Genomic DNA, 20799 nt, shown 5'->3' with positions numbered 1-20799 from the left:
AAGGATGGTTTACTATGGAAAAGTATACACTGGAAGAAAAGGAAAGCTTTACGGTTCTAGGTATTGGAACCGAACTTAAGAGCGATTATACAGATTTCGCAGGCATCAATAAGGAAAAGGCAGACTTTTGGGAGGCAGTCAAACAAGATGGACGGCTTGACGCTCTAAGAGCCATCGCCGCAAACGACTACATTTTTGTAGTGAATGAAGCGGTGAACAACAAAATGATGCATTATGCCGGCGTCCTGACAAATGAGTCCCTGCCAGAAGCAGACAGAGTGGTTCAATTTCCCAAGGGAGAATACCTGGTTGTAAAAGGTGAAGCAGAGACCGCTGATGAATTGCATAATAAGCTAACTGGTATTGCCTTCGGTCAAGTCTTGCCGGAAGCAACGGATTTTGCCTATGTGGGCGGCCCAAATACATCTGTCGAGATGGGGCAGCAAAACGGATTCATTTTTGGGGAAATGTGGATTCCGGTTGTTAGGAAATAAGAGATAAATGAAAAGGCAGGGTCTGACCCCTTGACCCATTGGTTGAGTCTGCTTCTCAGAGGTGCCTTATTTCTTTATTCCCATAAGGTATAATGCGAAACAAAAAGGCAGGGCCTGCCCCCCCGTGTTCGTTACGGCGGTCAGGTCCTGCTATGTCTCATACTTATGGTACAGTTCTCCGTCCCGTCTCAAAGTTTCCCACCTTCATCTCACTTCCTTTGAACACTAAGAAAAAATAAGGGGAAATTATCCCGTTAAATTCAGATTATTGCTTGGTTTGGCATAAATAAGGGGAATTTTTCCCCTTATTCATAGCAAATTTCCTGTTTTAGAGTTTTTCGAGTCAAATAAGAGGAATTTTTCCCTTTATTTCACCTGTTTTCGATGATTTTTCTCAAATAAGGGGAAATTTTACCGCTAATTTAGGTTAAATGAAATAGTTTTAGTTGACCCCCTAACTGATAAGACCTCACTCTCACTGTCCCGGATGCGGGAGTGAGCATCTGTTTCTCAACTAGTTGAGAAAGTACTTTTCTAACCGTCTTGCTGCTTATTTAATTCTTCTATGGTAACTTCTAATAAGCCTCATACTTATGGTACAGTTCTCCGTCCCGTCTCAAAGTTTCCCACCTTCATCTCACTTCCTTTGAACACTAACGAAAAAAATAAGGGGAAATTTTACCGTTAAATCCAGATTATTGCTTGGTTTGGCATAAATAAGGGGAATTTTTCCCCTTATACATAGCAAATTTCCTGTTTTAGCGTTTTTCGAGTCAAATAAGAGGAATTTTTCCCTTTATTTCACCTGTTTTCGATGATTTTTCTCAAATAAGGGGAAATTTTACCGCTAATTTAGGTTAAATGAAATAGTTTTAGTTGACCCCCTAACTGATAAGACCTCACTCTCACTGTCCCGGATGCGGGAGTGAGCATCTGTTTCTCAACTAGTTGAGAAAGTACTTTTCTAACCGTCTTGCTGCTTAGCTTCAGATACTTTTCGACTTCTATAGGGGATATGGCCTCTCCTTTTTGGATCGCTAGCCGGATTACTTCCTTTTCGACTAAGGAAAGAGCCGTCTGTTCCAGTTCATCCCCCAGCCATCGGCCAATCACTTGCTGGATAATTTGCTGGCATCGGCGAGGCTTCTCTTTAACTTGGTCATATGAGAAGCGGATCACGGTCCATCCGTCGATCACCAGCTGGTTTTGACGTTCCAGGCTATCGGAAAATTGCCATCTGCTTATTTTCTGTAAATGAGGGCCGTACCCGTCAATCTCAAAGCAAATCTGCATGGTTGGGCGAATATAAGCAAAGTCCAAGTACCTTTTCCCATCCTTAAAATCATTGACTTCATATTCAGGATGCAGATACCGAAAATGCTGAAATAATGGCCACCACACTTGTTTTAAAAATAACATTTCCGCATGTTTGTGACCTTCCTTCAAGCGCCGCAGCCGTTCTCCGGTTCTTGTCTGTAAGTGGCTATCCATAAGGTTCTGATATTCTTCTTCAAATCCCATAGCATCCCTCTTCCTATCCAATGTTCATATTTATCATAGGACTCTTATTACGAAAGTTTTTTTGTATTAATGCGAGTAAGAAAAACCGTTTCGCGTGGAATTATCCTGGGGGGAAATTAAGCAAATGAAGCTTAAGGAAGAAACTTGAGTGGAGAACTATTTTTAGTTTAATAGAATTCCTATATTTGTCAATCCATTCTCTTATCATTTCTACTTCAAAGACAGAGCCTGCCCCCCAGTACGTTCACACGTTAGGTACTGGAGGGCAGGCCCTGATTATCATAAGGATTCAGCAAACTCAATTAATTTCTCATTACATACCTCAGGCTGTTCCCAATTCACGGCATGCCCGCAATCTTCAATTACCACGGCTTGCCCGTTCTTGCATAAAGAAGCAGAAACGGCAGCATGTTCGCATGACCAGAAGGGACTGTTTCTGCCTGCTATAAAGAGAACGGGTACCTCAATGAGCGGGAATACATCCAGCCAATCAGCGTGCGCATGGTCCAGAAGCAGCGGCTTTGTTGACACCAAATCGAATGGCGGCAGATCGGCCGTTTCTCTTGCAATCTGCATTAGAAAATTAGGATCCACTTCTTTATAAAGCGGATTTGGTAAAGGGTCGTCAAAAAATGTGGCAATGCTTTCCCTGGTCAATCCATACATCCCATTCTGCCAGGTGTCGTCATTGATCATTTTCGGCGTTTGGTCAATGGCTGCGAACCCTCTTAATCTTTCATCGCCAAACAATGAAACGTAGGCAAAGATGGTAGCAGCCCCCATTGAATTCCCAATCAGGAGTACATCATGAAGGTCGAGTGCCTGAATGAAATCGCCAAGGTCTTTTCCATGCCGGGACATCCGCTGCCCAAAAGATGGATTATCAGAAGCTCCGTGCGATCGCCGGTCCAAGGTGATTACCCGATAGCCCTGTTCAAGAAACGCTTTGGTTTGCATGGACCAGGTATGTCTTGAAATACCATACCCTCCAATAAAGATGACCGCCTGACCTGTACCTTCATCGGAGTAAGATAAGTTAATGCCATCGTTCGTTTTGATTGTTTTCATTCAACCCTCTCCTCACTCTATTTAGTCGCCAGCTTTCTCTCTTTTAATTCTTCTACAATCTCTGCGTATTTCCTATCGTCCATATTATAAAACAACATGACAATGGCCGATATCGCGATCAGTCCAGAAGGAATCAATGACATCATGAGTGCTATACCATTAAGCGCAGAAGCACTCTGTTCAGCACCGGGGACATATCCCGTAAAGGCCAATACAAATCCAGGGATCGCACCGCCGATCGCTGTAGCCATTTTTTGCGCAAAGCTGTTAAAGGAAAAAATGACGCCTTCCGTTCGGACTCCATATTTCCACTCTGCATATTCAACAGAATCCGGAAGCAGCCCCCACAGTAAGACCGAAGTAAATGAAGTCGCTAATCCGCTGAGCAGGGTAACCGTCAAAAACAACGGAATGTTTGTATACGGTATAAAATAGATGATTCCGTTGGTAATCGCAAAAAAGACCAATCCGGCGATGAAGGCCATTTTTCTCCCCATTAATCTACTGAAGAAAGGCACAAAGACCATGCCGAGGATAATCGTCGCATAGAGTCCAAGGAAGTAGATCGACAGCAATTCGGGCCGGTTCAGATTATACGTAAGATAATACACAATGACGGATGCCCGGATATTCGTGGAGCCTACTAAAAACGTAACACATAAACATAAAAGTAACAGCAGTCTGTTGCCAAGGGTTGTTTTGAGCATGATTTTGAACGGAACCGACTCATGGCTTTGGGCAGTGAATCTCTCTTTTGTTTTACTAAAGGTAAAGAGGAGTAGAGCGACGGCAACGACTGCCAATAGCAACATCGACACTGAGTACCCTATTTTCAGATCTCCATTGGCCACTTTAGGAGCCACGATCGGTACGACAACCGTAACCGCAATCCCGCCAACAGCTGCAAAAATCATCCGGAATGTGGAAAGCGAAACCCGCTCATTCCCATCCTGGGTCATGGCAGAGGTTAATGCAGAATAGGGAATTCCCACGACTGATATCATAAGGCTCAACAGGATATAGGTGATGTAGGCATAAATTTCTTTTCCTGCCAATCCAAAATCCGGTGTGGTAAAGCATAAAAACGCCAGGGCACCAAACGGAACCGCTCCAAACAAAAGATACGGCCTTAATTTCCCCCATTTTGTATGGGTTTTGTCCACGATGACCCCCATGCCTAAATCAAATACGGCATCCAAGATCCTGACGACCAGAAACATCGTACCGACAAAGGCAGCAGGAAGTCCGTAAATATCCGTATAGAAAAACATCAAATAGACCAGTATCATCTGAGCAATGAGATTATTGGCCATATCTCCTGCTCCATAGGCCATTTTCTCGGTAACCGAGATCTTCGTTTCTTGCACCACTTGGCTGGATTCTATCTCTTGTAAATGGGAACCTGCTTTTAGTTCGCTCATGATTACTCCCCTCTCAACCTATCTTTCTATTATTCGAATTCAAAAATCTTGCCAGGATTCAAAATTCCTTTAGGATCGATTGTTTGTTTAAATGCTTTCATCACATCAAGGGCATCCCCATGTTCTTGGCGCTGATACTTGATCTTCCCGATCCCCACCCCGTGTTCACCTGTACAGGTCCCGCCAACTTCAAGGGCATAATCCACCAGATGGGCATTCAGCTTCTCTGCTTTACTCAATTCATCTGGATCGCCGGGATCAATCATTAAAAGAACATGGTAATTCCCATCTCCTACATGGCCGAGGATCCCTCCATTCAAACCTGAGCGATCAATGCTCACTCTCGCATCCTGAACAGCACCGACCAATTCAGACAGGGGCACAACGACATCGGTGACCATCATCTTCTTTCCTGGTGAACTATGAATAAAAGCGTAGGCTAAGTTGTGCCTTGCCTCCCATAATTGATGGCGTTCCTTTGAATCGGTTTCAATGATGAATTCAACGCATTGGTTATCTTCAGCCAGACCTTTTGCAAACTCGATATCCTGCCCAAGCCCGGCTTCATTGCCATGAAACTCGATAAAAAGGGTAGGCTTCTCAGGATAATCGGTTTGATTAGAAAGATTGAACTTAGAAATAGACTCTCCATCCACAAACTCTGTACGTGCGGCCGATATCCCTGCTGACAGGAAGTCAATTACCGTCGTCACTGCTGCCTCTGTTGTGGAAAAGACCGCTCGTCCGGAAACGATCGATTCGGGGATACCGTATACCTGAAGTGTAATTTCCGTAAATACACCAAGGGTTCCCTCAGAACCAACAAATAAGCCGGTAAGATGGTATCCTGAAGAAGACTTTACGGTTTGATTTCCCGTATGGATCACTCGCCCATCCGCTAAAACCACCTCTAGATCCCGGACTTGATCACGCATAATCCCGTATTTTACAGAAGTAGTACCACTTGCATTCGTGGCCGCCATCCCTCCTATCGTGGCATCTGCACCCGGATCGACCGGAAAGAACAATCCATATTTTTTCAATTCTTTATTGAGCTGAGTTCTTGTCACCCCCGGCTGAACCCGAATAAGGAAATCCTTTGGCCGGACCTCTAAGATCTTGTTCATCAACTGAAAATCCATGGAGATTCCTCCATGATAGGGAATTACCTGTCCTTCTACACTTGAGCCGACGCCAAAAGGGATAATCGGCACTTCATGGGCATTCGCATACCTCAATAGGCGCGCTACATCTTCTGTACTTTTCGGGAATACAACAACGTCTGGAAGGTGAGGGGCATGATAGGATTCATCTTTACTGTGTTGTTCTAAGATTGTGGGGTTGATGGTTACTTGTTCCTCAGATAATACCTCTTTCAATTCATCCATTAGTTTTTCTTTAGTCAACACCATTGGTTATCCTCCATGTTTTTTTATTCTTAGCTCTTTGGTGTTTGGAACAGAAATGTTGATCTACACTGCAGCTGTCCGTCTCCAATCAACTAAATCAGTAGTAAGGGTTGCAAATCTTTCAGAAACCTTTTGCATTTGTTGCCGAGCTTAAAATACACCACACATGAAATCGCTTTCAAAAAAGAGGTTCATTTGTCATACCAATAACTAAACTATCACTAATAATTTATTATTGGTCTTACCAATTTATTATAAATACCTTTCGAAAATTTGCAATACTTATTTTTTGACTATTCAAATTACTTTGATTTCACAGAGAAAAGGTGATACCATTAACCCTGTAGATTGGTCAGTCCAATACTTTTCAGCAAAAGATGGTGATCAGATGTCAAAGGAAGGTACAAAAAATCAAAAAGTATACCAAGTAATCTTTCATAAAATCAAAGAGGCGTTTTTAAATGGAGAATTGAAGCCTGGCGATAAATTGCCTCCCGAAAGAGAGTTGGCCAGCCATTACAACGTAAGCCGGACATCCATTAGAGAGGCGCTTCGAGTCTTAGAGATTAATGGAATTATAGAAGCACGGCGGGGAGATGGGACGTTCATCCGATCTTCCGAGACCCAGTCATTGATCGAAAAGCTGTCGGGGATCATTTTTAAGGTGGATGACAATTCAATCTATGAAATGTTAGAGGTGCGGCTCGTCATTGAATCAGAATGTGCCTTTCTTGCTGCACAACGGGCCGCCTCCACTGATTTAGAAAAAATCCGTGCATGTCTTGATGATATGGCGAAAGCCGGAAACGATGAAGAGCTTGGCTTATTGGCTGATATCAAGTTTCATGAATCGATCGCTGACGCTTCTGGCAATTCGATCTTCACCGCCCTTTTACAAACGTTAAGTGAACAATTAAGAGATACCATCCGGACCACTCGAAATCATCGGTTCTTACGTGTCGGCAACTTCCAGGATACGCTGGATGAACATAAGGAGATCTATCTTGCTATCGCGCTGAAAGACTCTAAAAACGCAAAAAATCTTATGAGAGAGCACATATCAAGAATTAGAGAAGAAATGGTCCGTGCATCCTTAAGCGATGGGACCTGATAAAGCGGAATGATTGAACCCAGACACTTTCTTTGGCCGGGCTCTCTCTGAATAAAGACTCCGTTTGCAGGCAAAATCAAAGAGGCTGGGACAAAACCTATAAAAAAGCTCTTTTCGCAAGGCTGTTTTCGCATATATTGTTGCTTTCGGAAAAATCCCAAAAGCCGGATTTTTCCCCTGCATACTACGTTTTTCGCTCTGAACGAAGAGAGAAGCTCTTTTCTCTCTTGTTAAACAGGGTTTTTTCTGGTTCATTACTCCATTATCTTTCGGAATGAATATCAGATAGCAACAAAGTTTACGAAAAGAGCCTTTCGCAAAGAATGCGTCAGAGTAAAAAGGATGGATTTCCGCTCCAGGTGCACGACTCCGCGGGGCGGGCGGTGAACTAAAAAGCGGAAGCGGCCGTTCAACGGCGTACGGATTGGAGGGCTTCTGTATGAGATAAAGGAATCACAACGAACATAGTGAGTTGATGATGACTTATCGCAAGGAAGGAGACCGAAATCCGCTAGTCGTTGGCCGCTGGAGCCGGATTGGCCTCCTCGGCTTTGCCTGTCTAAAAAGCGGAATCGCCCTGTTCAGCCCCGACAGGCAAATGTTCCTCAGAGAAAAAAAGGCGCTCTTTCCTTTTATTCTCTGAGGGTTATTTGACCCCGAGGGACTGGGCGCTACAGCTAGATTGCGGGGTCTCACCTGTCCCGCAGGAGGCCGCACACCTTCCGCTCCAATCCGCCTACGTTCAGAAAGAAGCGGTAAATAACCTTAAAAGCAGCACCTTTAAATATGGAGTCTAATAACATGAATGAACCGCATGAAGTCAAGTATATAACCTTGATCTCATACGGTTTTATTTTCGATTATTTCTACTTAAATCAATTAGTTTTCAACTTATGTCCCAGCCTCTTGCACTTCGGCTGTAAGCCTCTCTTGCCGGGCTCGGCCTAAAAGGCCACTGAATGATTTACTCCAGCCATTTATTCCCTTTGAAAGGTTTTGAAAAATAAGGGGAGAAATTCCGCTTATTTAGGAAAAAGCACGAAAAACAGCTAAAATAAGCGGAGAAATTCCCCTTATTTCTTAAAAAATTGCGAAACTGGTTCATTTTGCTGTACTTAAGTGGAAAAATTCCCCTTATATACCCTAGATCGAATTCTATTCCACAACTTAACGGGAAAAATTCCGCTTATTTTAGATAGGATTATTCATTTCCTTCACAGGGCGTACCTCCTGCTACAAAGAAATAAAGTGAGGGAAACCTGCTTACCTATCATGAAGGGAGAATCTTCCATACCACGCTATAAGCTCTCTGGAACCCCCGGCGTAGCCAGGGGTTTTCAAAACCATGAAACAAAAAGGACTGTAAGCAAATTCGATTTCACCGAATTTGCTTACAGTCCGGGACGGGAGCCAGGATCGCTCTCGTCTCTTTGATTATCCAACTCTGGTATCAGGCTGCATGTTCTTTAGTTGTTCTCTTTGTCTCTTAGGATGATTGCCTTCGCTCGGCGGTTTAATCGTCAGGGCGATGACTAGGGAGATGATACATAATACGGCAATAATCGTGAAGGTTGCCTGAAATCCTCCAAGTATCGCGGCTACGATTGATCCCGCTAAAGCTCCTATCCCAAAGCCTTGGTAAATCACTCCATAGTTTTTACTTTGATTCTTAAGCCCGAAGAAATCTGCCACGACGGCTGGGAATACCGTGATATTCCCCCCGAAGCAGAAGGCGATCGCCGCGACACAGGCGAAGAAAATCGGAAAATTCAATGGAACAAAACTTAAGACAGAGACGGCAATGGCAGTGACCAATAATGTCCCGCTGATGACTTCCATCCGCCCCACTTTGTCTGATAATGCTCCTAAAATGATTCTGCCCGATGTATTAAAGATGGCTACTAAGGCTACAGCATTTGCGGCTGTTGCTACATCCAAACCAGCCAAGCTGACGCCAATGTCCTTTACAATCCCGACTAAGTACAACCCGCTCATACAGGCTGTAAAGAAGACCACAAACAGGAGATACGCCTGCTTCGTTTTAAGCATTTCTTTGACTGTATAATCCTTTTGCTTGGATTCCGCTTTCTTCGTACTCTCCGCAGATTCTTTTGCTTCTTTTAGTAAGAAAGAACCGCCAACGACCATGACCAAGACGATTGTTCCCCATAAAAGGAAAGCGGTCGAAACACCGAATGAGGAAATCAAGCTTGCATTTACATATTTAAAGATCAGGCTGCCGGTCCCAAATGCCCCAACTGAAATACCGGAGATCAAGCCTTTTTTCTCTGGGAACCACTTGATTAGATTACTTAATGATGTGATATAAGCAGTACCATCAGCAAAGCCGACAATCACACCTGCTACAGCATACAGCATCCATAAGGAGGATACTTGCGAGCTGAGGATCAAGCCAGCACCAAGCATGACCCCTGCTGCAGCGACTAGTCGGCGAAGCCCCCATTTGTCCTGCAGCTTTCCTGAGAAAAGCGTGGCAAAGGCCAAGGCAAAGCTTGTGATTGAAAAAGTAATGGCGGTTGCACTTAATTCCCAGCCGAATTTATCTACAAGAGGCTGGTTAAACAGGCTCCATGTATAAATGGTTCCCAGCCCCATCTGAACAATAACGGTACCAATGATGATAAGAAGGCGATTTACATTTCGGTCGTTCATTCGAATCTCCTCTTTCTAAGCAGTATCAATAATTTATAATTGAATTGTACCGCTGGAAAGCAAAATAAAATCGCTTTCAGAACGAAATGCCTTAGATTCGGAATAAACGGTCTTTACAAATGCATAATTTGTCGAAAAGCTTTAGCCTTGCTTCTGCTGACGGGGATTTCCGCTGGTACATCCTTTAGTCTCAACAGATACGTATTATTGAACCATGGCACAATTTCGCGGATCTTGGATAGATTCACAGTGTAAGACCGATGGCATCTAAAGAAGGCATCCTGCGGCAATTTGTCATGGAATTCAGTAATGGACATCGGCATCGTGTACTCGGCTGATTCTGTATAGACGAGGGTGAACTTCTCATTAGCCTCTGCATAATAAATGTCATTGACATCCGTTACAATGATATTTTCATTTTTCCTGAGATTAATCCTTTGTTTGCGGTCCTGGGAAGCCTCTTCCTGTGTTTGTTTACCTTTGTTAAAAGCGGTTTCCAGCCGTGACAGCATGGACGCAATCCTTTTCTCATCATAAGGCTTTAAAACATAATCAAAAGCCTCCAATTCAAATGCCTGTGCTGCATGTTCCTTGTAGGCCGTCGTAAAGATAATAGACGGCTTCTTGGCAAATTTACTGATACTGCCGGCAAGCAGCATGCCATCCAATGAGGGGATATTAATGTCCAGGAAAATCGCATCCACTTCTTCCTCCTGTAAAAACTTCAATACATCGAGACCATCCTCGAAGGAAGCCACAATCTCGATGCTGCTATGGGTCTGAATTAAATACTCCAGCTCTTCCTTCGCTGGAATTTCATCTTCTACTATGATTGCTCTCATGATTGCTCCTTCATTATGTCAAAATAAATCTCCGTTCCTGGGTTCAGCCTATGGATGACCAGACCTGTTCCGTATATCAATTTCACCCGTTGATGTACATTGGATAGACCGATTTGTTTGGAGGAAACCTTCCCTTGATGCAAACGGTCGATCACTTCTTGCTCTATTCCTTTTCCTGTATCCCTTACACTTACCCGGATTTTATCTTCTTCATCTTTAATGGAAATGGTCACACTGCCCGGCCCTTTCTGTTTTAAAATGCCATGGACGACAGCATTTTCCACCAGGGGCTGGATAAGGAGACTCGGCAGTTTCAACTGTATATCATCTACATCATAGTCAACCTGAAGACGTTCGCCGAACCTCGCCTTTTCTATCTTTATATAATTCTTCACCTGTTCGAGGGCTGTTTGCACATCAATCAATTCTTCTCCCACTTCCAAATTATATCGCATATATCCGGATAAACTGATGATCAGCTCCCTTGCTTTCTCGGGATCGCGCCTTGTGGTGGAAGCAATCGCATTGAGGGCATTAAATAAAAAGTGCGGATTGATTTTTGTCTGCAGCGCCCTGATTTCGGCTTTATCGGCTTCTTCCTTCATTTGCCCCACCCTTGACACTTCCATCAAGGTTGAGATGATCTGTGCCAGTCCAATGGCCATCGTCTGCAGCGTATAGGTAATCGTATAGGCTTTGCGATAGTAAATTTTCAACGTGCCCGTAATGATGCCTCTTTCCTCTAAAGGGATGATCAATAAACAGTGAATCTGCGGAGTATGATGATCAGCAATATTGTTTCTGATCGTAATGTCCCCGCTGCGGATGGTTTCTTTCGTTAAATCACTAATGATTTCTTGTCCAATCCTATATTTTTCTTCCCCATATCCTACATAGGCAAGAACATCCTTTGTATCAGTGATGGCAACCGCGTCTGCCTTAATATCCTCTTTTATTATCCTGCAAATGACTCGAAGAGATTCCCCGTTAATGGAGCGAAAATACGGAAGGGTCTTGTTGGCTATGTTAAGGGCTAACTGGGACTGCTGGGCTGCGATTCGCTCTTTCTCTCCTTCCACACTGGCAATCATCAGGATGATCAGCCCGATGCTGACCTGCCCCAAAATCATCGGGAAAGCGATCTTTGAGACAATCGCCAACCCTACTGCAAATGAATCCGCCATTCCCAATATTAGAATCATCGTCAGACTCTCACAAAACATCCCTGCTATAATCCCATATATCCACCGTCTGCTTTTCTTCCTATAAACATGAATATAACCTGCTATGATTCCGGCTAAAATGCTTGTGATCAAACAGGGCACAGAGGTCGCTCCGCCAATATCGATTAGATAGCGATGGACCCCTGAAACGATTCCCGTCACAATCCCGACCCACGGTCCAAACAGAATCCCGCCTGCTGTGATGGCAATCGTTCTGATATTGATGAGAGAGCCTTCCACTTCAATGCCGGAATACGTACCAAAAATCGCAAATATGCAGAAAATCACCGTTAACAGTGACTGCTCTATCGGAGAATGATGATCTCGCTGAAGAATCTCTTTGAATTTCGGAATCCTCGTCATAAAGAATAACGTGATAAGCAGCAGGGCTGCCCGTTCAAATAACCGAAGAAGCATTTCTAATTCACTTGAAGCGTACATAATGGTCAAACCTCCTGGGTGCTTGGTGTCCTGATCGTTTTTCTTGAATTAGAAATCAAGAGATCTATATTTTATATCATGGTAAATTGGGATGGCAATGCTGTTAGTCCGGGTAAATTCATACTCAAAAATGGCTTCGATGCCCATTCACAGCGCCGTCTTAAGACAATAAAAAAACACAAAGCTATTATTTCAGCTTTGTGCTTATTTCGCAAATTGATCAGTGTCAGTGGATGGGGCTGAAGCCAATGGACAGAGGGATAGGTGTTGCTCCCTAAAAAGGGAAAGCATCTTATTTACTGCATTTAAACACTGCATAACATCCTAATTATTCCATTCTTCTACTGTGATGTTATTCCACCTTCCAAGCATCAACCACTTTTCCTTCCTCATGTAATACGTACTCCTCAAACATATTCGCAACCGTACAAGCATGGTTCGGAATAATCTCCACCCTATCATTTAATTTTAGTGAAGTTCCCCCTGAGAATACTCCAACTCCATGCTCTTCCGACAGCCGTTCGATTGTTATTTCCGGATGCCCGACAACATGGCCGAACCCTTTTACCGACTCGTTTCCATGTGCACCTTTGTCCAGGCAGAGCGTTTTACTCCCTGTATCAAAGACGATTCGATCTGGGTGGACACCTATGACGGAAGCCCTTACAGTCAACGCACAATTTTCAAGTGTCGTCACACCTAATCCCGCTTGAATGGCATCAAAGAACACCGCGTTCCCCGGCCTGATTTCGGTAATTCCCGGTACCTTTCCAGAGATTTTATAAGTCGGCGTGGAACCTACGCTTCTTACAGGAATCGGGATCCCCGCTTTCTCGCATTCCTCGGCACTTTCGACGACTGCCTTCCCTTCCTGCAGCCCAATCTCTTCAATCTGATCGTAACTTGATGCAGCATAGGAATGTCCGGCGTGGGTTAAAATGCCGCCAAGCTTGAGCTTGGAATGCGTCCTGATTTTTTTCGCCAATATCACGGCATCCCTGCCAGGCTCCACTCCGCATCTATTCAAGCCTGAATTGACTTTGATCCACACCTCTAGTGTAAAAGGGGTGTGCTCCAGTTCTGTTTGCAGATAGGCCAGCTGCTCTGTGCTGTCTGCTATTACTTTCAGTTTTACCCCTTGCCCCAGAAGCTTTATCAGTCTCTGAATCTTTTGCGGGCTGGAGATTGGCCGTGCAATTAAGATGTCATTGATCCCGCCGGCAGCCATCGCTTCGGCTTCCGGGATGGTGGCGGTTGTGACACCGACAGCTCCCGCTTGCAGCTGCAGCTTCGCGATATCGACGGATTTATGTGTTTTGATATGCGGCCGGTAAGCAAGGCTGTGTTCTTTCGCAAAGCTGGCAATCTCGTTCATGTTCTTCAACAACTTCTGATAATCCAGCAGCAATGCTGGTGTGTCGAGTTCTGTTATCCGCGTCATGGTTTTATGCATCTCCTATTTTAGTGATGATATGGAGCTCTGTGTAGAGTTTCAGGAGTTTTTCTACATAGTCCGGGTAAAACTGTCCCGTTTCATAGTATGTTAGGTCAAGCACTTCCTGAATGGTCCGCTTCCCGTCCATCCAATATAACATGAAGTCTGAATGGCCCATCGGGATCTTCGGTTCCACTTCTTTCAGCCAATGGTATCTTTCCTCCAGCGGCAGAAGGGCTATTTCATCAATCAGGCGGACGGGCCCCTGATGGTTTCTTTTATAAATGGCGGTCGTCCAGCTCTGTTTTTCCTTGTCTTCTGTTTCCGCTGAGAGTCCGCGCTCTCCAATAGCAGCGACGGCCTCCGCCTGCTGTTCGACCAGGTTTTTCAGTTTCCCGAGTTCCTCTTGTAAACCGTCAAAGCCGCGGACCTCCGCATACTTTTCCAGCTGGGACAGGGAGTCCTTCTCATACTGAATATAAAATGAGAACGCATCCTGGAATTCTTGTTTGGAAGGGTTGTCTTTTACCAGCCACTCTTTGGCTTCATTCATATGTGAACCAGCCCTGCCCATATGCTGCAAGGTATACGAAATCCACTCCGCCTCTCCTCCATTCGCCAAGCCATAACTATATAAGGCGGTGACCGTCCCGACCAGCTTCATCATGTTTTCATCGAGATTGTTTACTGAATCCGAGGTGGTGTGGTAATGCTTATCCGGCCATTGAATCAGCAGCGGACACGGGATGCCGATGGTCGGATCCGAGATGATATAGTGATCGCTTCCGCCGGAGAAGCGTGTTTTGACATAGTGGACCGTGCTGTATTGAGACGTGCCGGTGAAGTTGGATGTGTTGTTGGCGGTATCTTCAACCAATTTGTAAGCAAACCTGTCCAAGAATGTCGGCACAGCCATTGGCGGCTGTTCGATGCACAGCGGTCCGCCGCCCTTCGTCTGGTCTGCTCCGACCATGTCGAGATTTAAGGCTGCGATGGTTTTGGAGATCCGGTCTTGGTGCTGTTGGAAATACGCTGCCGTCCCTGTCATTTCCGGCATCATCAAAAAGCGGATTCCCAGTTCCGGCTGCGGCAGCTTCCCCTCTTTTATCAGGCGCGTTAATGTCCGCATCACTTCCATTAAGGTACCGGGGCCGGATGCGTTGTCCTGCCCTCCTGGATAGGGGTGGCACAGGTGGCTGACGAGCAGGATTTCCTGTTCTTTTTTCCCCGGGATGAAGTATTCGATGTTTTCGAAGCGGCCGTCCTTCAGCTCTGCTTTTACATGGGCTTTGAACTGGACCGGCCCTTTTGCAGCCAGACGCCTGAGTTCTTCGCCGATCCTTGGGGAAACGACAAACCCGAAGGACTTCACTTCCTCTTCATGATGCCACCAGTAGGATGTGTACTGGCGGGTGTCCGGCATGTCCATGCGTGTGCGGACCGGTTTGAATTCAGCGAGGTTGTCAAAGATCAGCCCGGCACACTTGTATTTTTCAACGGCCAAGGCATGGATGATGAACTGATTTCCTCGTACAAGCGCCATCTTGCCTTCCAGGTCCAGTCCCTCATAACTGCTTTCATCCTCTGCATTTTCAATGACGACGAGCTCAGCCTCTACCCCTTCTTCCGGTGTCGAGACGCTTCTTTGGACAACGGAAATCTCTTCTTCTGTGAATCTGGCAATCCTCCTGCGTTCCGGGGCTTCGATCCACAGGTCTGCACTTTCGCAGCTCCATTCTTTAAAGGACTGATGAGATAGAAACCGCTCGCCAAATTGTGCGGGATACGATACCCGTTCAGCGTCCACTCCGTCTCTTTTCAATAGTTTCATCACTTCATGGGCTGCTTCGCGGTAACCCGGTGAGGCCTGGATGCGGTGATACTGGGCGATCCGGTCGGCATATCGGAACGCCTGTCTGCCTGATATCTCTTCATCTATGATTTTCTTCATCTCTTTGAACATCGGTATCCCCTCCAGTGCTATTACTTTTTAAATTCTAGTTAAAGGGGGGAAATCCTTTAAATGGTCACTCATTACGCAGAAAAGGGACAAACAGGAAACTGTTTTACTAAGCGTATTTCTCTGGCTGCCCACTTTTTCTTGAACATTTCCACATTTGGAAAAATAAGCTATTATATCTCACCGCATAGGGTACAGGAATAAATAAGGAGGCGTTAGGAGTGAATAAAATAACTAGAATAGCTGGAATGGCTTGTATAGCTTTTTTGCTGGCAAGCTGCCAAAACTCTGAAAATGCAGCAACTGATCAAGACAGCGAACCGGTTGATGGGAATTCTCAAAATGAAGATATCTCAGTTGAAACGGATGAAAATGGTAATGAAAACAGCACTAACGAGGACGTGGAAGAGGAGTCAACAAATGAGACTCCTGATAATGAATCAGACACCTACGGAAGAACGGAAGCGGCGACTGATTACTTCATTGATTCACACACGTATAGTGCCGAAACCAAATTTCTTACAGCCTTTACTATTAAACGAGAGGAAGACGAGAACACTTCTCCCGAAGAACGATTAAGGCTGTCTCTTATTGAAAACGATCCTTCTGAACAAGACATCCTTGGCTCCTTTTCTGATATATCTGTCGATTGGCCAAAGCTTCATGTCCATTTTAAGGAAGAGGGAAGTCAATTATCCACAACCTCTGCCCAAATGACGCTATTTTATGACTCATTGGTTGGGATCAGTGATCTATATGGCATTGAGGAAATCGTGTTTTTCAATCCCGATGGAGAGCAGAATATCATTGTAGCCGGAAGGCAGGTTGATGCACCTATAATAATCGAAGAGGAAAGAGGTCTGCCGCGTGGGTACTATACTATTTACAACAAAGACCTACAGCAAACCTTGTTCCTGCCTGGCAGGGAATTAGGTGAGAAAGTGGCGCATGAGAACGGAGAGCCTTTATCTTTTCCGGAAACGATAGAAGCGATGGGCACAGTGGATAATGATCATGCGTTTTACTCTTCAGCCATTGTAGAAGGGTTGGAAGTTGTGAACACTTCACTTGAAAATGGCATTGCTACTATTCACTATACGTTCGATGATGAGCTTGTAACAGAAGCTGATCGGATTGTGTTTACTAAAGCAGTCCAACTTGCAGCCCTTGATTTCGATGCAGAGGAAGTTCGATTGGTGAACGAAACTGAACAAGAAATTATGACGTATCCTTTAATGGGTGAGTAAATGTTGATAAAGGCAGATGGACCTTCTTTTACAGTGGGTCTATCTGCCTTTGAAACTACTGTTTCTAAAAATGATCGAAGTTCCTTCACAGAGAAAAATCAACCTTTATATCCTCCTTGCTTCTCTTGGTGTGTGTAAAAAGGAACTCATACAGTTCTTCATTGTCTTGCTTCCTCAATATGTTCCTGAACTTTTCCAGCTGCCCTTCATACCCTGTAAAGTACTCACTATGGTAGGAAGGATTATTATAGATCTCCCATTAAGCTAAAAGTCGAGTCAGATGGCGCTTTTCGTAAAATGTTGTTGTGTCGGCGCTTTTGGCTCTCTTATCGGCGGTAACGTATACTTTTTCGGCGCTTTCGACCCCGTTTTCGGCGGAAACGCACTCTTTTTCGGCGCTTTTCACTGGTTTATCGATCAAACGACACACTCCGACACATTCCGATGAGGGAGATCCACTCCCATTAAGCTAAAAGTCGAGTCAGATGGCACTTTTCGTGAAATGTTGTTGTTTCGGCGCTTTTGGCTCTTTTATCGGCGGTAACATATACTTTTTCGGCGCTTTCGACCCCGTTTTCGGCGGAAATGCACTCTTTTTCGGCGCTTTTCACTGGTTCATCGGCCAAACGACACATTTCGACACACTCCAATGAAAGGAGATCCACTCCCATTAAGCTAAAAGTCGAGTCAGATGGCGCTTTTCGTAAACTGTTGTTGTTTCGGCGCTTTTGGCTCTTTTATCGGCGGTAACATATACTTTTTCGTCGCTTTCGACCCCGTTTTCGGCGGAAATGCACTCTTTTTCGGCGCTTTTCACTGGTTCATCGGCCAAACGACACATTTCGACACACTCCAATGAAAGGAGATCCACTCCCATTAAGCTAAAAGTCGAGTCAGATGGCGCTTTTCGTAAACTGTTGTTGTTTCGGCGTTTTTGACTCTCTTATCGGCGGTAACGTATACTTTTTCGGCGCTTTCGACCCCGTTTTCGGCGGAAACGCACTCTTTTTCGGCGCTTTTCACTGGTTCATCGGCCAAACGACACATCTCGACACACTCCAATGAAAGGAGATCCACACACCCGGTATGTTAATAGGTTAGTCAGGAGTCTTGTCCATAAAAAAGGGACAATAGTGCAGAAACCCGCACCTTGCCCCTTATAAATTACATTTTACTCAACGCCTCTTTAACACCTGTTAATCCGCTGACCACTTGAAACTCTTTCCCGATGGTTGAATCATCCTCCAAGCATCCAAAGAGAACCTGTGCCACATCTTCACGCGGAACGTCTCCTCTTTCCACTTCACTCGCGATTTCCACTTTTCCGGTTCCATCTTCATTTGTCAGCCTGCCTGGATGGACGATTGTGTAATCGAGGTCTGTTCCCCGCAGCCACTCATCCGCGTAGTGCTTGGCGACTACATAAGGCGCAAAGGATTCGGGTGCTTCCTGTATGGCCTTGCGCGTCGTATCGAAAGAGCTGACCATGACAAACCGCTTCACGCCTGCCTTTTCAGCTGCTTTTATTGTTTTTACGGCACCGTCTAAATCAATCATAAGGGTTTTGTCTGCACCAGTGTGCGGGCCGGACCCGGCTGTAAAAACGATGGCGTCGACTCCCTCTGCCGCTTTTGCGATATCTTCTATTTCACCTTCCAGATCGACAATTGCCGTTTCCGCACCAAGTGATTCGAAGTGGGAAGCCTGCTCCTGTCTGCGTATCATCGCTATGGCCGTTTGGCTGCCGCTGTCCTGAATCAGTCCGACTAACTGTTTTCCGATTTGTCCGTTTGCTCCGACAACTAGTGTTTTCATTATTTCCACCCTTTCTGATTTCGTTTATAGGATTATCGTATATCGTATGGAGGCTTAATGTCTAATGAGCTGTTTGGTGAACCGGTTAGATGCCCTTCAATTAGTCATGAGTACCCATCCGTTCCCTTGCCGTATGTCGTCCGGCAAAAATAGGGATATGCTGCAGAGCTTTCCCCAATCCATAGCGGGGCATGTTTCCATAAATGGATTCATAGTTGCCGCTCGTTATCCGGTAGCTCTCATGATAGATGCCGACCGCTCCATTGCTGCCGATTTTCTGGTTGAAGTTTTTCCAGGCAGTCAGATGCTTTTCGTTATGGGCATAAGCGAGCAGGTCATCCATCGAACGCCAATATTGGATCATGCAAGTGGTTCTGAGCCCAAAATAAGTTTCCATCGACAGAAAGCCCAATTCAGCTTTGTTGGTGTAAAGCTCCTTGATCATTCCCGGCATAGCGCTAAAAACCGGCAGCCACTTATGAAGCTTCAGCGGCTTATTGACTCTCATTCCAATCATGAACACGACGATGTCATCACTGTTTTCAGTCGTATAACGCCCAGTGAAAATCGGATTTCCCATTACTCATCCCCCATTTTTTGGATATTCTTCCAAAGTAGCTTCACACCACTCCACAGCAGCTTTTGTTACCCGTTTTCCATAATCCAATGTAAACAGCCAATACGCAGCATCCTTATCGTGAGCATGCTGCGTAGTGATGGATTGCTCGATTGCCACATACGTCTGGTACCGTTTCTCTAAATCCTGTCGGTAATTTTGTAAAAGCAAGCGGGTCTTCTCTTTGGTCTGGTGCTGTCCAAAAAATAACTTCAGTAAAATTTCATTGCGTTCGACCGGTAATTGATCAACCGGCACCTCCAGCCAGCTTTTTAAGGTTTCTTTCCCAAGAGAGGTTAGGTGATATTCATTTTTGTCCCTTTTGCCAGGTGTGGAAGCCTCTTTAATCTCGGCCAGCCCCTCTTGTACAATGAGTTTCAGGGCAGGATAGATTTGGCCGTAGCTGATTTTCCAAAAGTGGCTCAAGCTATTATCAATCAGTTGTTTGATGTCATACCCCGATTTACAGTCCGTGGTGAGAATCCCTAAAATCGAGTACGTTGTATCGTTATAGTTCTTCATGTTGAACCACCTATCTAAAAGATATATATCATTTAGATATATACTACTAGACTTACCAAAGGGGTACAAGGTTATTTTTTGGAAAATTCCGAAAAACAAATCTGCGCCACTGACTCAGGTTGCGTTGCGCACACAAAAAATGCGCAGCTTTTCGTCAAGCTGCGCACTTCATTATGGACAAAGTCCCGTTCTATCATTTTTTTAGAAACGATTCCATTTCATCACATCATCAAGAGGAAGACGTGTTTTTTCGAAACCGGCTTTGGTTCCTTTTCCTAGTGAGATCAGCATGATTGGTTCGTAGCTTTCCGGAACATTGAATGCTTCCATGAATTTCGCCTCATCGTAACCACCCATTGGCACGGTGTCATAGCCTTTCGCTTTGGCTGCAAGCATTAACTGATTGGCCACGATCCCGCCATCAATGTGGGCAATTTTGGCTTGGCGCTCTTTAGGGAAATTCCCGTAGTTATCCATGATGCTGTTTACATACATTTCTTTTACGTCTTGCGGCATGTTTCCTTTTTCAGCGATTTGGCTGTAGACTCGATCAGCATTTTTGTACGCTTCACGATCGCCAAGCACGGCAATGACCACGGAAGCATCCACGATTTGCTGCTGGTTGTTGGCAATCGGCAATAAGCGCTCTTTTTCCTTCTGGTCTTCTATCACTAAGAATCTCCATGATTGAAGGTTGCTGGAGGAAGGTGCCTGCGTCGCTGTTTCCAGCAATTCTCTGATTTCACTCTCATCTATTTTAAACGCAGGATCATATTGGCGGACTGAACGGCGTTCTCTCGCAACGGTCAAAAAATCCGTATCCTCCAGTTGCTTCGGAGCTTCTGTCCTCGTATCAAGTTCTTTTGCTTTATTTAAATATTCTTCTTTGCTCATTGTTTTATCAGACATAAAAAACATCCTCCTTAAACTGTATCTTTCACAGGAACAGTATAAATCCTAAACTGTTCTCTTGTCAACTACAGTTAATCAGGTGGAAAAAT

Annotated in this window: 18 protein-coding genes; 3 read left to right on the top strand and 15 right to left on the bottom strand. The window is 44.9% G+C overall.

Annotated elements, in window-relative coordinates:
• The first annotated feature begins 14 nt into the window (after window positions 1-14).
• Window positions 15-494, top strand: coding sequence for a GyrI-like domain-containing protein (locus AC4E8A_RS02700; protein ID WP_490196654.1), 480 nt, complete (start codon window positions 15-17; stop codon window positions 492-494).
• An 852-nt stretch (window positions 495-1346) separates the two neighbouring features.
• Here the strand turns inward: AC4E8A_RS02700 and AC4E8A_RS02695 are convergent.
• The 4 genes from AC4E8A_RS02695 to AC4E8A_RS02680 form a co-directional block, all read right to left on the bottom strand.
• Window positions 1347-2015 (bottom strand): DNA-binding response regulator, encoded by a 669-nt coding sequence (locus tag AC4E8A_RS02695; protein ID WP_490196653.1) that lies wholly within the window; start codon window positions 2013-2015, stop codon window positions 1347-1349.
• Window positions 2016-2294: 279 nt separating this feature from the next.
• Window positions 2295-3083 (bottom strand): alpha/beta fold hydrolase, encoded by a 789-nt coding sequence (locus AC4E8A_RS02690; protein ID WP_490196652.1) that lies wholly within the window; start codon window positions 3081-3083, stop codon window positions 2295-2297.
• A gap of 17 nt (window positions 3084-3100) precedes the next feature.
• Window positions 3101-4504: a glycoside-pentoside-hexuronide (GPH):cation symporter gene (locus tag AC4E8A_RS02685; RefSeq protein ID WP_490196651.1), complete on the bottom strand. Its 1404-nt coding sequence runs from the start codon at window positions 4502-4504 to the stop codon at window positions 3101-3103.
• 29 nt (window positions 4505-4533) lie between these two features.
• Window positions 4534-5916, bottom strand: a complete 1383-nt coding sequence (locus AC4E8A_RS02680; RefSeq protein WP_490196650.1) for an FAD-binding oxidoreductase — start codon at window positions 5914-5916, stop codon at window positions 4534-4536.
• 385 nt (window positions 5917-6301) lie between these two features.
• Between AC4E8A_RS02680 and AC4E8A_RS02675 the strand changes: the two genes are divergently transcribed.
• Window positions 6302-7024, top strand: coding sequence for a FadR/GntR family transcriptional regulator (locus AC4E8A_RS02675; RefSeq protein ID WP_490196649.1), 723 nt, complete (start codon window positions 6302-6304; stop codon window positions 7022-7024).
• Between the two features lie 1434 nt (window positions 7025-8458).
• On the opposite strand, the gene AC4E8A_RS02670 is transcribed toward AC4E8A_RS02675, so the two are convergent.
• The 5 genes from AC4E8A_RS02670 to AC4E8A_RS02650 all read right to left on the bottom strand — a co-directional run bounded on the left by AC4E8A_RS02670 (window position 8459) and on the right by AC4E8A_RS02650 (window position 15601).
• Complete coding sequence (locus AC4E8A_RS02670) at window positions 8459-9697, bottom strand: L-lactate MFS transporter (RefSeq protein WP_490196648.1); 1239 nt, start codon at window positions 9695-9697, stop codon at window positions 8459-8461.
• 113 nt (window positions 9698-9810) lie between these two features.
• Complete coding sequence (locus tag AC4E8A_RS02665; RefSeq protein ID WP_490196646.1) at window positions 9811-10539, bottom strand: LytR/AlgR family response regulator transcription factor; 729 nt, start codon at window positions 10537-10539, stop codon at window positions 9811-9813.
• Entirely contained in the window at window positions 10536-12203 is a 1668-nt protein-coding gene (locus tag AC4E8A_RS02660) for a LytS/YhcK type 5TM receptor domain-containing protein (RefSeq protein ID WP_490196644.1), read from the bottom strand. Before AC4E8A_RS02660 ends, AC4E8A_RS02665 begins: the two co-directional genes overlap by 4 nt.
• Window positions 12204-12555: 352 nt before the next feature.
• The gene (locus AC4E8A_RS02655; protein WP_490196642.1) at window positions 12556-13644 is read right to left on the bottom strand and encodes a D-TA family PLP-dependent enzyme; all 1089 of its coding nucleotides are present in this window, start codon (window positions 13642-13644) and stop codon (window positions 12556-12558) included.
• Between the two features lie 4 nt (window positions 13645-13648).
• Window positions 13649-15601 carry a DUF4910 domain-containing protein gene (locus tag AC4E8A_RS02650; RefSeq protein WP_490196641.1) on the bottom strand — a complete coding sequence of 651 codons (1953 nt, stop codon included), beginning with the start codon at window positions 15599-15601 and terminating at the stop codon, window positions 13649-13651.
• A 218-nt stretch (window positions 15602-15819) separates the two neighbouring features.
• Between AC4E8A_RS02650 and AC4E8A_RS02645 the strand changes: the two genes are divergently transcribed.
• Window positions 15820-16845 (top strand): hypothetical protein, encoded by a 1026-nt coding sequence (locus tag AC4E8A_RS02645; RefSeq protein ID WP_490196640.1) that lies wholly within the window; start codon window positions 15820-15822, stop codon window positions 16843-16845.
• A gap of 259 nt (window positions 16846-17104) precedes the next feature.
• Here AC4E8A_RS02645 and AC4E8A_RS02640 read toward each other — a convergent pair whose 3' ends face one another.
• From AC4E8A_RS02640 to AC4E8A_RS02615, 6 genes are all read right to left on the bottom strand, one after another.
• Complete coding sequence (locus tag AC4E8A_RS02640; protein ID WP_490196639.1) at window positions 17105-17266, bottom strand: hypothetical protein; 162 nt, start codon at window positions 17264-17266, stop codon at window positions 17105-17107.
• Between the two features lie 249 nt (window positions 17267-17515).
• Window positions 17516-17686, bottom strand: coding sequence for a hypothetical protein (locus AC4E8A_RS02635; RefSeq protein ID WP_490196637.1), 171 nt, complete (start codon window positions 17684-17686; stop codon window positions 17516-17518).
• A 323-nt stretch (window positions 17687-18009) separates the two neighbouring features.
• Window positions 18010-18660, bottom strand: a complete 651-nt coding sequence (locus AC4E8A_RS02630) for an SDR family oxidoreductase (protein ID WP_490196636.1) — start codon at window positions 18658-18660, stop codon at window positions 18010-18012.
• A gap of 100 nt (window positions 18661-18760) precedes the next feature.
• On the bottom strand, window positions 18761-19240 hold the full coding sequence (locus AC4E8A_RS02625; RefSeq protein WP_490196635.1) for a DUF4188 domain-containing protein: 480 nt from the start codon (window positions 19238-19240) through the stop codon (window positions 18761-18763).
• Window positions 19241-19243: 3 nt separating this feature from the next.
• Window positions 19244-19798, bottom strand: a complete 555-nt coding sequence (locus AC4E8A_RS02620; protein ID WP_490196634.1) for a PadR family transcriptional regulator — start codon at window positions 19796-19798, stop codon at window positions 19244-19246.
• A gap of 201 nt (window positions 19799-19999) precedes the next feature.
• A complete protein-coding gene (locus AC4E8A_RS02615; RefSeq protein ID WP_490196633.1) occupies window positions 20000-20707 on the bottom strand; it encodes a nitroreductase family protein in 708 nt (235 codons plus the stop codon).
• Between the last annotated feature and the right edge of the window lie 92 nt (window positions 20708-20799).

Source organism: Bacillus sp. SRL337 (genome assembly GCF_984799155.1).
The sequence above is the reverse complement of the archived record's forward strand: the minus strand, read 5'-3'. Positions and strand labels throughout refer to the sequence as shown.

What these genes read in the sequence shown, in the direction of transcription:
- AC4E8A_RS02700 (WP_490196654.1), top strand. Translation starts at nt 15, where the DNA reads ATGGAAAAGTATACACTGGAAGAAAAGGAAAGCTTTACGGTTCTAGGT.
- AC4E8A_RS02695 (WP_490196653.1), bottom strand. Translation starts at nt 2,015, where the DNA reads ATGGGATTTGAAGAAGAATATCAGAACCTTATGGATAGCCACTTACAG.
- AC4E8A_RS02690 (WP_490196652.1), bottom strand. Translation starts at nt 3,083, where the DNA reads ATGAAAACAATCAAAACGAACGATGGCATTAACTTATCTTACTCCGAT.
- AC4E8A_RS02685 (WP_490196651.1), bottom strand. Translation starts at nt 4,504, where the DNA reads ATGAGCGAACTAAAAGCAGGTTCCCATTTACAAGAGATAGAATCCAGC.
- AC4E8A_RS02680 (WP_490196650.1), bottom strand. Translation starts at nt 5,916, where the DNA reads ATGGTGTTGACTAAAGAAAAACTAATGGATGAATTGAAAGAGGTATTA.
- AC4E8A_RS02675 (WP_490196649.1), top strand. Translation starts at nt 6,302, where the DNA reads ATGTCAAAGGAAGGTACAAAAAATCAAAAAGTATACCAAGTAATCTTT.
- AC4E8A_RS02670 (WP_490196648.1), bottom strand. Translation starts at nt 9,697, where the DNA reads ATGAACGACCGAAATGTAAATCGCCTTCTTATCATCATTGGTACCGTT.
- AC4E8A_RS02665 (WP_490196646.1), bottom strand. Translation starts at nt 10,539, where the DNA reads ATGAGAGCAATCATAGTAGAAGATGAAATTCCAGCGAAGGAAGAGCTG.
- AC4E8A_RS02660 (WP_490196644.1), bottom strand. Translation starts at nt 12,203, where the DNA reads ATGTACGCTTCAAGTGAATTAGAAATGCTTCTTCGGTTATTTGAACGG.
- AC4E8A_RS02655 (WP_490196642.1), bottom strand. Translation starts at nt 13,644, where the DNA reads ATGACGCGGATAACAGAACTCGACACACCAGCATTGCTGCTGGATTAT.
- AC4E8A_RS02650 (WP_490196641.1), bottom strand. Translation starts at nt 15,601, where the DNA reads ATGTTCAAAGAGATGAAGAAAATCATAGATGAAGAGATATCAGGCAGA.
- AC4E8A_RS02635 (WP_490196637.1), bottom strand. Translation starts at nt 17,686, where the DNA reads ATGTGTCGTTTGGCCGATGAACCAGTGAAAAGCGCCGAAAAAGAGTGC.
- AC4E8A_RS02630 (WP_490196636.1), bottom strand. Translation starts at nt 18,660, where the DNA reads ATGAAAACACTAGTTGTCGGAGCAAACGGACAAATCGGAAAACAGTTA.
- AC4E8A_RS02625 (WP_490196635.1), bottom strand. Translation starts at nt 19,240, where the DNA reads ATGGGAAATCCGATTTTCACTGGGCGTTATACGACTGAAAACAGTGAT.
- AC4E8A_RS02620 (WP_490196634.1), bottom strand. Translation starts at nt 19,798, where the DNA reads ATGAAGAACTATAACGATACAACGTACTCGATTTTAGGGATTCTCACC.
- AC4E8A_RS02615 (WP_490196633.1), bottom strand. Translation starts at nt 20,707, where the DNA reads ATGTCTGATAAAACAATGAGCAAAGAAGAATATTTAAATAAAGCAAAA.